The following is a 14,737-nucleotide window of genomic DNA, read 5'->3' on the forward strand; positions in this document are numbered from 1 at the left end:
GCGCGTCAGCCGCCGCAGTGCGGCAGCGCGACGGAAGCCGCCTTGCCGTCATAGACGACCTTGACGATGGCGCCGGGCTTGGGACCGCAACGCACCGCGAACGCCTGGCGGGCCGGCATGCCGTCGTAGCGGCCCTGGCGCGGCGCGATGTCGAGGCGCCTGGCGCCGTCGTTCCACGTCATCCGCACGACCGCATACTCGCCTTTCTCGTAGGCGTAACCGTCGCCGCCGTCGTCGTACAGTTCATAAGCGCCATCCTTGCCCGGATAGACGACGAGATCCACAGGCGCATCCGATTTCTCGTCCGCGAACTGCTTCACGGGGCCCAGCGGCAGGATGCTGCCGGCGCGGACGTAGAGGGGAATGGTCGCGATGTCGGCCTTCGCCGTCACGACCTGGCCGGCCGCCAGCCGCGCGCCGCTCCAGAAGTCGTACCATGCGTCCTTGCCGGGCAGGTAGACGTCGCGCGCCCGCGCCTTCGCCTGCACGACAGGCGCCACGAGCAGGGCCTTGCCGAACATGTACTGGTCCGGGATGTGGAGCGCGTGCTCGTCCTCGCGGAAGTCGAAGGCGAGGGCGCGCATCATCGTGCCGTCGTTGTGCGTGACGTCCCACGACGCCGAATAGATGTACGGGAGCAGGCGGTAGCGCAGGTCGATGTAGTCGCGCATGATCTTCTGCGTGGCGTCGTCGAACTGCCAGATCTCCTTGCCGTCCCCGGTGCCGTGCACGCGGAACATCGGGTTGAACACGCCGAACTGGAACCAGCGCGTGAACAGTTCCGCGTACGCCGGATCTTTCGGCGAACCGCCGAAGAAGCCGCCGATGTCGGCCGACCAGTACGGGATACCGCTCAGCATGAAATTCAACCCGGCCGGAATCTGGCGGCGGAACACGTCCCAGTTGCCCATCGTGTCGCCCGACCACGTGATGGCCGCGTTGCGCTGCTGGCCCGCGTACGCGGAGCGGGTCAGGATGAACGCGCGCTTGCCGGGCTGGTCGCGCTTCATCCCGTCATGCACAGCCGTCGTGTGCAGCAACGGATAGGCGTTGTAGACGACGCTGCCCGGACCGGCGCCGGTCTGCAGTTCGCGCATCTGGCCCCACCAGCCGCCCAGTTCCGCTTCCGACGCGTCCAGCCACCAGCCGTCGAAGCCGAGCGTGCCGAGGCCGCGCATGACCTGGCGCCAGTACAGGTCGCGGGCGCGCGGGTTGTACGCGTCGTACCAGCGGCCCTTGCCGGCCGGGTAGACGTTCGAATAGGTGGGCGGGTACAGGCCGCCCATCGCGTCCAGCGCCTTCGTGTTGGCGGTGTCCGGGTCGAGGCGGGCCCACACGGAGATGATCGTGTGGACGTTCTGGTCGTGCAGCTTCCTGACCATCGCGGCCGGATCGGGGAAGCGCGCCTTGTCGAATTCGTGGCTGCCCCACTGGCCCGGCAGCCAGTACTGCCAGTCCTGGATGACCGCGTCGAGCGGCACCTTCATCTCACGGTATTTCGCCGCGACCGACAGCAGCTCGTCCTGCGTCTTGTAGTGTTCCTTCGACTGCCACAGGCCCCACGTCCAGCGCGGCATCATGGGCGCCGTGCCCGTCAGGCGGCGGTAGCCCTTGATCACGTCGTCCAGCCCGGGACCGTACATGAAATGGTAATCGACGCCGCCGCCCGCTTCCGAACGGACCAGGATCGGCGGTCCGGACGGGATGTCGACCTCGACGTCCGTGACGGCCGCGTTGTTCCACAGGATGCCGTAGCCCTTGGGCGAGACCAGCATCGGCACGGCGACGTCGCGGTTCGCCTGCTGCAGGCGCACGATGTTGCCGCCGTAGTCGAGCAGGCCGTTCTGGTGCTGGCCGAGGCCGTACAGGACCGTGCCATGGTCGTCGTTATAAAAGCGCTGCACGACGCCGCGCGACAGGTCGCGGCCGCCTTCCTTGACGATCTCCTTGCCGTCCGGCGTCTGGAACGAGACGTTGCCGTCCTGGCGTCCCACGCGCACCTTCAGGCCGGCCGTGGACAGCGTCCACGCGTCCGTGGATTCACCGATCTCGAACGCGATCTTTTGCGGCTGCGCGATGACGGCCGGGTTGTAATTGCCCGTGTAGCCCGCGGGGCCGAAGCGGACGTGGACGACGCGCGGTGCTACCGGCTCGATCGTCAGCACGCCCTGGTCCGTGCGCACCTCCATGCCCGTGCCCACGCGCTGCATGGTCGGCGGCGCGGCATGTGCCGCCAGTGCGCACGCGGACAGGCCTCCAATGAATAACGATTTCCACATTTGTATTGACTCTCTGTGTGTAGTCCAGCCCAGCGGCCGGGTCAACCTGTCGTTATAGCAAATGCGTCCGCGGCATCGTTTATGAAAACACCCAGGGCGCCATCTATTTTTTACCGGCCACGCGCTCGCGCCACGCGCCGGGATTCATGCCCGACCATTCGCGGAACGCGTGCGTGAACGCGCTCTGTTCCTGGAAGCCGAGCAGGAAGGCGATGTCGACGAGCGACAGCCCGTCCCGGCGCAGGTAATCCATCGCCAGCGCGTAACGGGCCGCGTCGAGCGCCTGCTGGAACGTCGCGCCGGCGTCGGCCAGCTTGCGCTGCAAGGTGCGCGGGGACAGGTCCAGCGCGGCCGCGATGCCGGCCAGCCGCACGGGTTCGCGGGCGAGCGCGTCGACGATCGCCGCATGGACCTGCGCGACGATCCCGCCGGGCGTCTGTTCCCGTTCGCGCAGCAGGCGTTCGGCGTGCTGCTGCAGCAGCGGGTACATGGCGATGTCCGCGGCGGGCAGCGGCAGCGCGAGGAGGGCGGCGTCGAAGTCGGCGGTGTGCGCGGGCGCGCCGAAGTCCGGCATCGTGCCCAGCACGCGCGCGTACTCGGCCGGGTCGGCATCGGGCGGGCGCGCATGCGCGAACGCGAGCGCGTGCGGCGCGAGCGGACGTCCCGCGAGCCACGACCCGAACGTGCGGATGCCGGCGAACACGCTCTCCGCCAGGTGGCGGCTCGCATGCGGATAGTGGCTCGTCCACGTGTAGCGGGCGAGCGCGCCGCGGGGTTCCAGGCGTGAGCGCCCGAGGTCGTGCGCGAGCCGTTCGTAGCGCTGCGTCTGATCCAGCGCCTGGCCGATGTCGCGGCAGGCCAGCAGCACGAGGCCGTACACGCTGTACGTGCCGGGCCGTACGCGCTCGCCCACGTGCAGGCCGAAATGCGGATCGTTCGCGAGGCGGCTGCCCGCGGCCAGCAGGGCGATGTAGTCGGCAGCCGGCAGCGGATCCGATGCGATGTCCGCGAGACCGGCGCCCGCCGCGAGCGCGGCCGCGTCGATGCCGCGCGCGGCGGCCGTCTCCAGCAGCGGCTGCAGATAGGCCGCGGTGACTCGGGGCGGCGTGGCTGGCATGTTCGAACAAGCGCTTGGCATGAATCCGCAATACGGTCGTGATGACCCCAGGCAGTATAGCGACAGGATGAACACTGCGTACGGAGAAAAATAGAATGCGACGCTGGAACGGCTGGGGAGACGATACGATCGAGGTGGCGCTGGGCGAGTCCGCGCTGGATTTCCTGCGCGGGCAGATCGGCGCGGGCACGGCCCCGCGCGACGCCGGGTTCGACGCGCTGTGCGCTTCCCTGCCGCCGGGCAGGCTGCCGGCGCATCCTCTGGTCGACGCGACGCCGCCGAGCCGCCTGACGCATGCGGCGGGCCAGAGCCTGCAGGACTGGCTGCGCCTGCGCTACGGCCGCATCGGCACGGCGCCGGATGGCGTCGCGTTCCCGGAAAGCGGCGCCGACGTGCGCACGCTGCTGCGCTGGGCCGCGGACCACGACGCGGCCGTCGTCCCGTACGGCGGCGGCACGAGCGTCGCCGGACACCTGGACGCCGTCGGCGCGCGGCCCACGCTGTGCGTCGACATGGCGCGCATGCGTGCGCTCGTGTCCATCGACGCGGAGGCGCAGCTGGCCGTGTTCGAAGCCGGCGTGGCCGGCCCGGACCTGGAAGCGCAGCTGCGCGCGCACGGCCATACGCTGGGCCACTTCCCGCAATCGTTCGATTATTCGACCCTGGGCGGCTGGGTCGTCACGCGCTCTTCGGGCCAGCAATCGCTGCGCTACGGCCGCATCGAACAGCTGTTCGCCGGCGGCCGCGTGGAGACGCCCGCCGGCCCGCTCGCCATCCCCACCTTTCCCGCGTCCGCCGCCGGCCCCGACCTGCGCGAACTGGTGCTGGGGTCGGAAGGCCGGCTCGGCATCCTGACGGAAGCCGCCGTGCGCATCAGCCGCCTGCCCGCATATGAAGCGTTCCATGCCGTGTTCTTCCCCGACTGGACGGCGGCCGAGCGGGCCGTGCGCACCATCGTGCAGGCGCGACTGGGCCTGTCGATGCTGCGCCTGTCGAATGCGGCGGAGACGGCGACGATGCTCACGCTGGCCGGCCACGGCCGCCAGGTGGCGCTGCTGGAGACGTGGCTGAAGCTGCGCGGCGCGGGCCCGGATAAATGCATGCTGCTCGTGGGCGCGAGCGGAGAAAAGGCGCAGGCACGCGCCGCGCTGAAGGCGGCGCTGGCGCTGGCACGTCCGGATGGCGGTGTGCACGTCGGCCAGGGACTGGGCGAGCGGTGGAAGCGCAACCGCTTCCGCAACGTCTACCTGCGCAACAGCGCGTGGACGCACGGCTTTGCGATCGACACGGTGGAGACGGCGCTCGACTGGCCGCGCGTCACGCCCGCCATGCGCGCCATCGAACGGTCCGCGCACGATGCGCTGGCGCGCGACGGCGAGCGGGTGCACGCGTACACGCACCTGTCGCACCTGTATCCGCAGGGCGCGAGCGTCTACTCGACGTTCATCTGGCGCCTGGCCGGGGACTACGACGCGGACCTCGCGCGCTGGCGGCTGCTGAAGACGGCGGTGTCGGAAGCCATCGTCGCGAGCGGCGGCACCATCAGCCACCAGCACGGCGTGGGCCGCGACCACGCGCCGTGGCTCGCGCACGAAAAGGGAGAGCTGGGCATGGCCGCGCTGCGCGCCTTGTTCCATGCATTCGATCCGGACGGCCGCATGAACCCGGGCAAGCTGGTGACGCCATGAGCGGCGCCTTCTCCGCGCTGTGGCAGCGGGGCGGCCGCGCGGGCCTGGCGGACGTGCTGGCGCGCGACTGGGACGTGCTCGTGATCGGCGGCGGCATCTGCGGCGCCGGCGTGCTGCTGGAGGCCGCACGGCGGGGACTCAAGGCGCTGCTCGTCGAACGCCGCGATTTCGCGTGGGGCACGTCGAGCCGTTCGTCGAAGCTCGTGCACGGCGGCCTGCGCTACCTGAAGGATGGCCACGTGCGGCTGACGGCGGAATCCGTGCGCGAGCGCGAGATGCTGCTCGCCTGCGCGCCTGGCCTCGTCGAACCGCAGGGCTTCGCGTTCGCGCAGTATGGGGGCGCGCGCGGCCGGCGCAGCTTCCTGGCCGGCCTCGCGCTCTACGACGTGATGGCGGGCCGGCGCGAGCGGCACTGGCTCGATGCCGACGATTTTCTGCTGGCGGCGCCGAACGTGAAGCGGGAAGGTCTCGCGGGCGGCATCGTTTACACGGACGCGCGCACGGACGATGCCCGCCTCGTGCTGCGCGTACTGCGCGAGGCACTCGGTCATGGCGCGGCGGCCGTCAATTATCTCGGCGCGCGCGAGTTGCTGCGCTCTTCCGATGGCCGCGTGTGCGGGGCGCTGCTCGCCGGCGACGGTACGGACTACGCGGTGCGTGCCCGGGTCGTCGTCGATGCGACGGGCGCGTGGTCCGGCCCTCTGCACGGCGCCGGCCCGCGTCTGCGTCCGCTGCGCGGCAGCCATCTCGTGCTGCCCGCGTGGCGGCTGCCGCTGGCGCGCGCGGTGAGCCTGATGCATCCGCACGACGGCCGGCCCGTGTTCGCGTTTCCGTGGGAAGGCGCCACGCTGGTCGGCACGACGGACCTCGACCACACGGACGGCATGGACCGCGCGGTCCGCATCACGCGTGCGGAAGTCGATTACCTGATGGTGGCGCTGCAGGCGCAGTTTCCTGGCCTGCAACTAACCGACGAGGACGTGGTGGCGACGTACGCGGGCGTGCGCCCCGTCATCGCGGGCAAGGAGGGCGGGGCGCCGTCGCGGGAAGGGCGTGAACATGCCGCGTGGAAGTCGGCCGGCCTCGTGGCGATTGCCGGCGGCAAGCTCACGACGTTCCGCGCCATCGCGCTCGATGCGTTGCGGCTGGTAAAACAGCAGTTGCCCGGCTGGGACGATCCGCTCGATGCCCGCGCCGTGTTCGCGCCCGTGTCCTGCGCCGGCGCGGGTGTACCGCGGCGCCTCCACGGCCGTTATGGCGCTTGCGCGGCCGCGCTGCTGGACGCCGCGCGGCCCGGCGAACTGGAACGCATCCCCGGCACGGAGACCGCGTGGGCCGAACTGCGCTGGGCCGCGCGCTGCGAAGCCGTGCAGCACCTGGACGACCTGCTGCTGCGCCGCACGCGCCTCGGCCTGCTGCTGCGCGACGGCGGCACGGCGCACCTGGACCGCATCCGCGCGATCTGCCAGCCGGAACTCGGCTGGGATGACGCACGCTGGGAGCACGAGGACGCGGCGTATCGCGCGCACTGGACCCTTCACCACGGTTTGCCACATGAAGACTAGGAAGAATTGCGATGCGACGACGATCCTCGCCATCGACAACGGCACCCAGAGCGTGCGCGCGCTGCTGTTCGACCTCGCCGGGAACATCGTCGCGAAATCGCAGGTGATGCTGGACCCGTATTTCTCGACGCAGCCCGGCTGGGCCGAGCACGATCCGGAGGATTACTGGCAGGCGTTGTGCCGCGCATGCCAGGGCCTGTGGACGCAGCCCGGCGTCCGGCGCGACGCCATCGCCGGCGTGGCCGTGACGACGCAGCGCGGGACGGTGGTGAACCTCGACCGTAACGGCCGGCCGCTGCGGCCCGCGATCACATGGCTCGACCAGCGCCACACGGACACCGTGCCGCCGATCTCGTGGTGGTGGCGCACGGCGTTCAAGCTGGCGCGCGTGGACGGCACCATCGATTATTTTCGAGGCGAGGCGGAGATCAACTGGATCCGCGCGCACGAGCCGGACGTGTGGGCCGCGACGGACAAATTCCTGCTGCTGTCCGGCTACCTGAACTGGCGGCTGTGCGGGCGCTTCGCGGATTCGTCCGGCTCGCAGGTCGCGTACGTCCCGTTCGATTACAAGCGCCGCCGCTGGGCCGGTCCGCGCGACTGGAAGTGGCAGGCGCTCGCCGTCGAACCGCGCATGCTGCCGGAACTCGTCGAGCCGGGCGAGCGACTGGGCGAGATCGGCCGGGATGCATCCGACGCGACCGGCATCCCGGCCGGCACGCCGCTGCTGGCCGCGGCGGCCGACAAGGCCTGCGAGGTGATCGGCGCCGGCTGCCGCGAACCGCACGTGGGATGCCTGAGCTACGGCACGACGGCGACCATCAACACCACGGGCACGCGCTATGTCGAGGTGACGCCCTTTCTGCCGCCGTATCCGGCCGCGATTCCCGGCGCGTACAGCAGCGAGGTGCAGGTGTTCCGCGGGTACTGGATGGTCAACTGGTTCAAGGAGCAGTTCGGCCACCGCGAGCAGCAGCGCGCGCTGGCGGAAGACGTTGCGCCGGAACAGCTGTTCGACCAGCTGGCGCGTTCCGTCCCGCCCGGATCGATGGGGCTGATGCTGCAGCCGTACTGGACGCCCGGCATCCGCGTGCCGGGCCGCGAAGCGAAGGGCGCGATCGTCGGCTTCGGCGACGTGCACACACGGGCGCACGTGTACCGCGCGATCCTGGAAGGGCTCGCGTACGCGCTGCGCGAGGGGAAGGAACGCATCGAGAAGCGAAGCGGCGTGGCGATCACGGAACTGCGCGTGTCCGGCGGCGGCTCGCAGAGCGATTGCGCGATGCAGCTGACGGCCGACATCTTCGGCCTGCCGACGTCGCGGCCGCACGTGTACGAGACGTCGGGCCTGGGTGCCGCCATCGACGCGGCCGTGGGGCTGGGGCTGCACCGCGATTTCGCGACGGCGATCGGCGCGATGACGCGCGTGGGGCGGGTATTCGAGCCAGTGCCGGCGCATCGCGACGTGTACGAGCGGCTGTATCGGCAGGTCTATTTGAAGATGTATCGGCAGTTGCAGCCGTTGTATCGGGAGATTGCGGAGATTACCGGGTATCCGCAGCGTTGACGGGCGTCAGCCCTGGCTCATACACTGGGCCTTCCGAGTTACCCTGTGGAGTGGCTGTGAACGACGACCCGACCGATTCCCCGGAGAATAGCGACTTCATCACTGCTGTTCCCTACCTTCACACGGAACGGCTCCTCCTGCGCGAATACCGGCGCGAGGACTTCGACGCATTCGCGGCCCACCTGGCCGACCCGGTCAGCGCGGCCCACCTGATCCCGGCCGACCGCCATGCCGCCTGGCGCATCTTTTGTTCGCAAGCGGGCCTATGGCTCATCCACGGTGCCGGGTGGTGGGCTGTCGAGGAAAAGGCGACGGGTCGGCTCGTCGGCAACGTCGGCGCGTTCTTTCGCGAGGATTGCGCCGTGATGGAGCTTGGCTGGAATACCTATCGCGCATGTTGGGGCCGCGGATTCGCGAACGAAGCGGCGGCGGCGGCCATGCACCATGCGCTCGAGGTCCGGCGCGAACCGAAAGTCCGCGCTGTCATCGCTGCGGCCAATGAATCGTCGCTGCGCGTCGCCAAACGCCTTGGCCTGGCTTACGAAGCGGACACCGAGATATACGGCAAAGCGGTCGGCATTCATGCGCGAACGCGGGGAGGCCCGGTCGTTTAGGCCTGCAGGACTGCATGGGACTGCCCACGGGCGTTCAGGGCGCGGTCAGAACAGCCGCGTCGTGCACCACGTCCCATGCCGCCCCGACAATGGTCGACTCCACCCGATTGCGCCCCCCGGCCTTGGCCGCATACATGGCGCGGTCCGCGCACACGAACAGGTTGTCGATCGCATCGAGCTGCGTCGGCACGATCGTCGCCACGCCCACGGACACCGTGAGCCAGGTCGACGTCGTCGAACCCGGATTCGGGATTTCCAGCGCTGCCACGGCCGCGCGGATCATTTCTGCCACGCGCGCCGCGTTCTCCGCGGGCGTCTCGGCGAACAGCAGCACGAATTCCTCGCCGCCGTAGCGGGCCGCCAGGTCGGTCGGGCGCGCGGCGTGGTCCTGCAGCGTCTGCGCGACCTTCTGCAGGCAGACGTCGCCCGCCGCGTGGCCCAGCGTGTCGTTGTACAGCTTGAAGTGGTCGACGTCCAGCACGACCAGCGACAGCGGCTGGGCGGTGCGGATGGCACGGTGCCATTCCTTGTCCAGGAAGGCGTCGAAGTGGCGGCGGTTGGCGATCTTGGTCAGCGGGTCCAGCATCGCGGCGCGCTGCAGCGCGTCCTCGGACTGCTTGTGGTGCGTGATGTCGTGCAGCAGGACGACGAACAGGCCGTCCGCCGCGTGCATCGGCGTCATCGTCAGGTCCATCGCGCGCAGGTTGCCGTCGCGGTGACGGATCTCGACTTCGCGCGTGCCGTACGTCATTGCATCGAGGCCTGCACAGCAGCCGGGTTCCTTGCAGTCCAGCAGATCCTTCAGCGACTGCCCGACCAGTTCCTCCGGCGCATAGCCCAGGTAGCGGTCGCATGCCGGGTTCGCGTACTGCACGCGGCCGCAGCTCTCGACGATCAGCAGGCCCTGGTCCATGCTGTTGACGATCATGCGCAGGCGGTCGGTCTGCTCGGACTGGGTGTCGCTGCCGCTGCGCAGGCGCAGCTGGGCGCGCACGCGGGCACACACTTCTTCCAGGCGCAGGGGTTTCGGGATGTAGTCGGCGGCGCCCGTGTCGAAACCGGCGACGATGTCTTCCGTCTCGCCGCGCGCGCTCATGAAGATCACGGGGATGCGCGTCGTGGCCGGATGCGCCTTCAGGCGGCGGCACGTCTCCAGGCCGTCGATGCCGGGCATGACGACGTCCAGCAGGATCAGGTCCGGCTTGACGCGTTGGGCGATGTCCAGCGCGCGGTCACCGGAAGTGGCGACGAACGTCTGGTAGCCTTGACGCAGCATCATCGAACGCAGCGTGCCGAGGTTGTCGGGCGCGTCGTCGACGATGAGGATGGCGGGCTTGCGTGGGTCGGCAAGCGGCACGGGCACTGGGTTGGTCATACGGTGCTTTGCGAGGACTGCACGTTGATATTGCGTCCAAAATCATACACCTCGCAGCACTGACGTGGGGCAACAACTTCTTTTACAAGTGGAAAAATCTGTAACTTTTGCGCAACTGACAATTGTCTGATCTGTTCAACAATTGTTGATGCTCGGCGGCACATAGCCGCCGAGCAGGTAAAGCCTTACATTTGGTCCTTGATCAGCTTGCCCAGGGTCGCAATGCCTTCGCGGATGCGCTCCGGCGGCACCGTCACGAACGACAGGCGCAGCGTGTTCGTTTCCGGCTTGTTGGCGTAGAACGGGGCGCCCGGGACGAACGCGACGCGGGCGGCGATCGCCTGGTCCAGCAGTTTCATTGCGTCGATGTGCTTCGGCAGCGTGACCCAGATGAACATGCCGCCTTCCGGACGGGTCCACGTCACGCCTTCCGGGAACTGCTCGGCCATCGCGTCCAGCATCACCTGGCACTGGTTGGCGTACAGGTTGCGGATGGTCGGGATGTGTTCGTTCAGGAAGCCATCCTTGACGACTTCGTGCACGACCATCTGCGTCAGGGTCGCGGTGTGCAGGTCGGCGGCCTGCTTGGCCAGCTCGAGGCGGCGCACGAGCGGCAGCGGGGCGACGACGTAGCCCAGGCGGATGCCCGGCGTCAGCACTTTCGAGAACGAGCCCATGTAGATGACGCCGTCCGGGTTCATCGACAGCATGCGCGGCATCGGCTCGCCCTTGTACGACAGCGCGCCGTACGGATCGTCCTCGATCAGCGGCAGGCCGAGGCGGGCGCAGGTTTCCACCAGTTCGCGGCGGCGCTCGATCGACAGCGAGCGGCCGGTCGGGTTCTGGAAGTTCGGCAGCGAGTACAGCAGGCGTGCACCCTTGGCCAGCGGCTCGATCGACGACGGCACCAGGCCGTGGTCGTCCGTGTCGACCGACTGGAATTCCGGACGGTAGACCGAGAAGGCTTGCAGCGCGCCGAGGTAGCTGGGGGTTTCCACCAGCACGCGCGAGCCTTCGTCGATCAGGACCTTGCCGAGCAGGTCGAGGGCCTGCTGCGAGCCGGACACCATCAGGATCTGTTCCGGCACGATCTTGCTGCCTTCCGTGGACAGGTAGTTCGCCACCCATTCGCGCAGCGGCGCGTAGCCGTCCGTCGGGCCGTACTGCAGCGCTTGCTTGCCGTTTTCGCTGAGCACCTTGTCGTAGGCTGCCTTCATGCGTTCGACGGGGAAGGTGGCGGGCGAAGGCAGGCCGCCGGCGAAGGAGATGATCTCCGGACGCTGGGTGATCTTCAGGATCTCGCGGATCGCCGAGCTTTGCAGCTGCTGGGCGCGCTCCGAGAACTGCCACTGGATGGGATTGGGATTTTCGATTTTCATACTGGTCTCACAGGAAGGGCCACGATGGTGCGTCGGCCATTATAAAGCACGCCGGGTAGGCTGCTCTCTCGATAGAGGAGCACGCCTGATAAGCATGCTCCGGTTAAATTTCTGTAGCAGAGCGATAGTTTATTCCACTTCGGCGATCAGTTCGATCTCGACCGAGGCACCGAGGGGCAGCGATGCCACGCCGAACGCCGAGCGCGCGTGCTTGCCGGCGTCGCCGAACACTTCGCCCAGCAGTTCCGAGCAGCCGTTCGTGACGAGGTGCTGTTCCGTGTAGTCCGGCGTCGACGCCACCAGGCTCATCACCTTGACGATGCGCTTCACGCGGTTCAGGTCGCCGCCGACGGCCGCCTGCAGCGTGCCGATCAGGTCGACCGCCACGGCGCGCGCCGCCGCCTTGCCCTGTTCCGTCGTCTTGTCCTTGCCCAGCAGGCCGGTGTTCACCGTACCATCCGCATTCTTGGAAATGTGGCCGGACAGGAAGACCAGGTTGCCGGTCTGCGCATACATGACGTAGGCAGCCGCCGGCGTCGCCGGTGCCGAGAGGGTGATGTTCAGTGCGTTGAGTTTGTCGTAGACGGACATGGATTCCCCAGGGTTGTTTGAAAAGAAAGCCGTTATTGTACGACTTGCCGGCCGGCGTAGGCATCGCGGGACGCTTCCCCCTGTGGTTCATGCCCATCATCGCCTCACCTGCATGCGTCGCCCCAGCGCGACGGTCGCGATCACGGCCAGCGCGAAGCCGACGTTGGCAAGCGTGAGCGTCTCGCCGAGCAGGGCGGCGGCGCCGGCCAGCGACAGGAAGGGCTGCAGCAACTGTACCTGTCCCACGCGGGCCACGCCGCCCAGCGCCAGGCCGCGGTACCAGAAAAAGAAGCCGATGAACATCGAGAAGACGGTGACGTAGCCGAACGCGAGCCAGCTGGCCGCGCCGACGTCGCCCAGGCGGCCGATCTGCTCGCCCTCCATTAACAGCAGCAGGACGGCGGCCGGAACGGCGGCCAATACGAGCGCCCAGCAGATGGTTTCCTGCCCGCCCAGCGTGCGCGCCAGGCGGCCGCCTTCCGCATAGCCGGCCGCCGCGGAGACGATGGCGCCGAACATCAGTACATCGGCCGCCTGCAGCGCGCCGCCGCCCTGGCTCAGCGCGAACGCGACGACCAGTCCGGAACCCAGCAGCGCGACGAGCCAGAACCCGTTCGATGGCCGCTCGTAGCCGCGCAGCGCCGCGTACAGCGCCGTCGCCAGCGGCAGCATGCCCGCCAGCACGGCACCGTGCGACGCCGGCACGCTGCGCATCGCGATGGAGCTAAGCAGCGGAAACCCGAGCACGCAGCCGAGCCCCACGATGACCAGGGGCCGCAGCGCCGCGCGTCCCGGCCACGCCACACGGCGCATCCGCAGCCAGCCGGCCGCGAGCACGGCGGCGCCCAGCGCGCGCGCCAGCGTGAGGAACAGCGGGTCGAGCTCGCGCACCGCGAGCCGCGTGAACGGCAGGGTGAGGCTGAAGATGGCGACGCCGACCAGGCCCAGCAGCATGCCGCGCGCTTCGTCGGACGTCGTGCCGAGGGGTGGGGTCGGTGTGAGTGTCGTGGGACGCATACGTTCTCCGGTTGTCGTTGCAGCAAACTTTGGTCAGGGTTATGCTAGTCCGGACGAGCAGTACAGTCCCTATACACTTACCGATATCCTTTTCGCACTGTAATGGTGAAATGACCGATACAACGATCCCGACATTGCTGTCACGCGATTCCGGCGAACCGCTGGCCGACCAGATCGTCCGGATGATCAGCGCCCGAATCGACGACAAGCAGTTGCGCGCGGGTGCGCGCATGCCCTCGATCCGCCGCTTCGCCGCGGCGCACGGCGTCTCGCCGTTCACGGTCGTCGCCAGCTACGACCGCCTCGTCGCGCAGGGCTACCTGGAATCGCGCCGCGGCGCCGGTTTTTTCGTGCGCGAGCGCGCGCCGCTGAACACGGCGCTGCGCCGCGACGACCCGGACATTGCGGGCGCGCTGGAAAAGCGCGCGCTGGACGTCGTTTGGCTGGTCCGCCACATGTTCCGCCAGATGCCGGGCCAGCCGACGAGCGCGGCCGGCGTCTTGCCGACCGCGTGGCTGGACGGGCAGGGCGTCGCCAACGCGCTGCGTGCCGTCAGCCGCCAGAACAGCAGCGCGCTGCTGAACTACGCCAGTCCGCAGGGGTACGCGCCGCTGCGCGAACAGCTGCAGCGCAAGCTGGCGGAGCTGGAAATCGCGGCCGCGCCCGAACAGTTCGTGACGACGCTGGGCGTGACGCAAGGCCTGGACCTCGTCGCGCGCGAATTCTGCCGCCCGGGCGACACCGTGTTCGTCGACGACCCGGCCTGGTTCCTGATGTTCGGCTCGTTCGCCGCAATGGGGCTGAAAGTGGTAGGTATCCGGCGTCAGGCGGACGGCCCGGACCTGGCCGAGTTCGAGGCGCTGGCGGCATTGCACAAGCCGCGCCTGTACATCATCAACTCGGTGCTGCACAATCCGAGCTCCACGTCGCTGTCGGCCGCGAAGGCTTTCCAGATCCTGCGCATCGCCGAGCGCCACGACATCACGGTCGTCGAGGATGACATCTATTGCGATCTGCACCCGGGCGGTTCGCAGCCCGCCACCCGGCTGGCGGCGCTGGACCAGCTGCAGCGCGTGATCTACCTGGGCGGCTTTTCGAAATCGCTGGCGCCGAACCTGCGCGTGGGCTTCATCGCGGCCTCGAGCGACATCGCGCAACGCCTGGCGGACCGCAAGATGCTGGCCACCCTGAGCACGAGCGACCTGGGCGAGCGGGTCGTTTATAAAATTCTGTCCGAGGGCGTGTACCGCAAGCACCTGGACCGCATCCGTACCCGCCTGGACGCCATCCGCCCGCCGGTGCTGCGGCGCATCGAATCGCTCGGCATGACCCTGGAGCCGGCGCCGACCGCGGGCATGTTCGTGTGGGCCGACTGCGGCCGCGACACCAACGTGCTCGCGGCGCGCGCGATGGACGAGGGCCTGCTGCTCGCGCCGGGCAGCCTGTTCTCGCCGAACCAGCTGCCGTCCACGAAGCTGCGCCTGAACGTGGCGGCCATGGAGGACGACACCGCGTGGCGCTTCCTCGAGCGCGCATTGGCCTGAT

11 protein-coding genes are annotated in these 14,737 nt (G+C 68.8%); 5 read left to right on the forward strand and 6 right to left on the reverse strand.

What is annotated here, in order from left to right:
* Positions 1-5: 5 nt before the first annotated feature.
* Both ASD28_RS29970 and ASD28_RS29975 read right to left on the reverse strand, forming a co-directional pair.
* Entirely contained in the window at positions 6-2,279 is a 2,274-nt protein-coding gene (locus tag ASD28_RS29970) for a glycoside hydrolase family 31 protein (protein ID WP_056137201.1), read from the reverse strand.
* 103 nt (positions 2,280-2,382) lie between these two features.
* Positions 2,383-3,396 carry an AraC family transcriptional regulator gene (locus ASD28_RS29975; RefSeq protein WP_229412325.1) on the reverse strand — a complete coding sequence of 338 codons (1,014 nt, stop codon included), beginning with the start codon at positions 3,394-3,396 and terminating at the stop codon, positions 2,383-2,385.
* 95 nt (positions 3,397-3,491) lie between these two features.
* Here ASD28_RS29975 and ASD28_RS29980 point away from each other — a divergent pair, with 95 nt between their 5' ends.
* Genes ASD28_RS29980 through ASD28_RS29995 form a run of 4 tightly spaced genes read left to right on the forward strand, consistent with a single transcriptional unit; the run spans position 3,492 to position 8,830 of the window.
* Positions 3,492-5,084 carry an FAD-binding oxidoreductase gene (locus tag ASD28_RS29980; RefSeq protein WP_056137203.1) on the forward strand — a complete coding sequence of 531 codons (1,593 nt, stop codon included), beginning with the start codon at positions 3,492-3,494 and terminating at the stop codon, positions 5,082-5,084.
* The gene (locus ASD28_RS29985) at positions 5,081-6,649 is read left to right on the forward strand and encodes a glycerol-3-phosphate dehydrogenase/oxidase (protein ID WP_056137204.1); all 1,569 of its coding nucleotides are present in this window, start codon (positions 5,081-5,083) and stop codon (positions 6,647-6,649) included. The genes ASD28_RS29980 and ASD28_RS29985 overlap by 4 nt, the downstream gene beginning before the upstream one ends.
* On the forward strand, positions 6,639-8,216 hold the full coding sequence (locus tag ASD28_RS29990) for an FGGY-family carbohydrate kinase (RefSeq protein WP_056137205.1): 1,578 nt from the start codon (positions 6,639-6,641) through the stop codon (positions 8,214-8,216). Before ASD28_RS29985 ends, ASD28_RS29990 begins: the two co-directional genes overlap by 11 nt.
* A 56-nt stretch (positions 8,217-8,272) precedes the next feature.
* Entirely contained in the window at positions 8,273-8,830 is a 558-nt protein-coding gene (locus tag ASD28_RS29995; RefSeq protein WP_056137206.1) for a GNAT family N-acetyltransferase, read from the forward strand.
* 34 nt (positions 8,831-8,864) lie between these two features.
* Here the strand turns inward: ASD28_RS29995 and ASD28_RS30000 are convergent, their stop codons facing one another.
* The 4 genes from ASD28_RS30000 to ASD28_RS30015 form a co-directional block, all read right to left on the reverse strand.
* Complete coding sequence (locus ASD28_RS30000; RefSeq protein WP_056137207.1) at positions 8,865-10,205, reverse strand: diguanylate cyclase; 1,341 nt, start codon at positions 10,203-10,205, stop codon at positions 8,865-8,867.
* Positions 10,206-10,390: 185 nt separating this feature from the next.
* Complete coding sequence (locus tag ASD28_RS30005; RefSeq protein ID WP_056137208.1) at positions 10,391-11,584, reverse strand: PLP-dependent aminotransferase family protein; 1,194 nt, start codon at positions 11,582-11,584, stop codon at positions 10,391-10,393.
* A 129-nt stretch (positions 11,585-11,713) separates the two neighbouring features.
* Positions 11,714-12,175 (reverse strand): RidA family protein, encoded by a 462-nt coding sequence (locus ASD28_RS30010; RefSeq protein WP_056137209.1) that lies wholly within the window; start codon positions 12,173-12,175, stop codon positions 11,714-11,716.
* 96 nt (positions 12,176-12,271) lie between these two features.
* The gene (locus ASD28_RS30015; protein WP_056137210.1) at positions 12,272-13,192 is read right to left on the reverse strand and encodes a DMT family transporter; all 921 of its coding nucleotides are present in this window, start codon (positions 13,190-13,192) and stop codon (positions 12,272-12,274) included.
* 110 nt (positions 13,193-13,302) lie between these two features.
* Here ASD28_RS30015 and ASD28_RS30020 point away from each other — a divergent pair, with 110 nt between their 5' ends.
* Positions 13,303-14,736 carry a PLP-dependent aminotransferase family protein gene (locus tag ASD28_RS30020; protein ID WP_056137211.1) on the forward strand — a complete coding sequence of 478 codons (1,434 nt, stop codon included), beginning with the start codon at positions 13,303-13,305 and terminating at the stop codon, positions 14,734-14,736.
* The last annotated feature ends 1 nt before the right edge of the window (position 14,737 follow it).

This window comes from Massilia sp. Root133 (assembly GCF_001426525.1).
GTDB classification, from domain to species: Bacteria; Pseudomonadota; Gammaproteobacteria; order Burkholderiales; family Burkholderiaceae_D; genus Telluria; species Telluria orientalis.

What these genes read in the sequence shown, in the direction of transcription:
- ASD28_RS29970 (WP_056137201.1), bottom strand. Translation starts at nt 2,279, where the DNA reads ATGTGGAAATCGTTATTCATTGGAGGCCTGTCCGCGTGCGCACTGGCG.
- ASD28_RS29975 (WP_229412325.1), bottom strand. Translation starts at nt 3,396, where the DNA reads ATGCCAGCCACGCCGCCCCGAGTCACCGCGGCCTATCTGCAGCCGCTG.
- ASD28_RS29980 (WP_056137203.1), top strand. Translation starts at nt 3,492, where the DNA reads ATGCGACGCTGGAACGGCTGGGGAGACGATACGATCGAGGTGGCGCTG.
- ASD28_RS29985 (WP_056137204.1), top strand. Translation starts at nt 5,081, where the DNA reads ATGAGCGGCGCCTTCTCCGCGCTGTGGCAGCGGGGCGGCCGCGCGGGC.
- ASD28_RS29990 (WP_056137205.1), top strand. Translation starts at nt 6,639, where the DNA reads ATGAAGACTAGGAAGAATTGCGATGCGACGACGATCCTCGCCATCGAC.
- ASD28_RS30000 (WP_056137207.1), bottom strand. Translation starts at nt 10,205, where the DNA reads ATGACCAACCCAGTGCCCGTGCCGCTTGCCGACCCACGCAAGCCCGCC.
- ASD28_RS30005 (WP_056137208.1), bottom strand. Translation starts at nt 11,584, where the DNA reads ATGAAAATCGAAAATCCCAATCCCATCCAGTGGCAGTTCTCGGAGCGC.
- ASD28_RS30010 (WP_056137209.1), bottom strand. Translation starts at nt 12,175, where the DNA reads ATGTCCGTCTACGACAAACTCAACGCACTGAACATCACCCTCTCGGCA.
- ASD28_RS30015 (WP_056137210.1), bottom strand. Translation starts at nt 13,192, where the DNA reads ATGCGTCCCACGACACTCACACCGACCCCACCCCTCGGCACGACGTCC.
- ASD28_RS30020 (WP_056137211.1), top strand. Translation starts at nt 13,303, where the DNA reads ATGACCGATACAACGATCCCGACATTGCTGTCACGCGATTCCGGCGAA.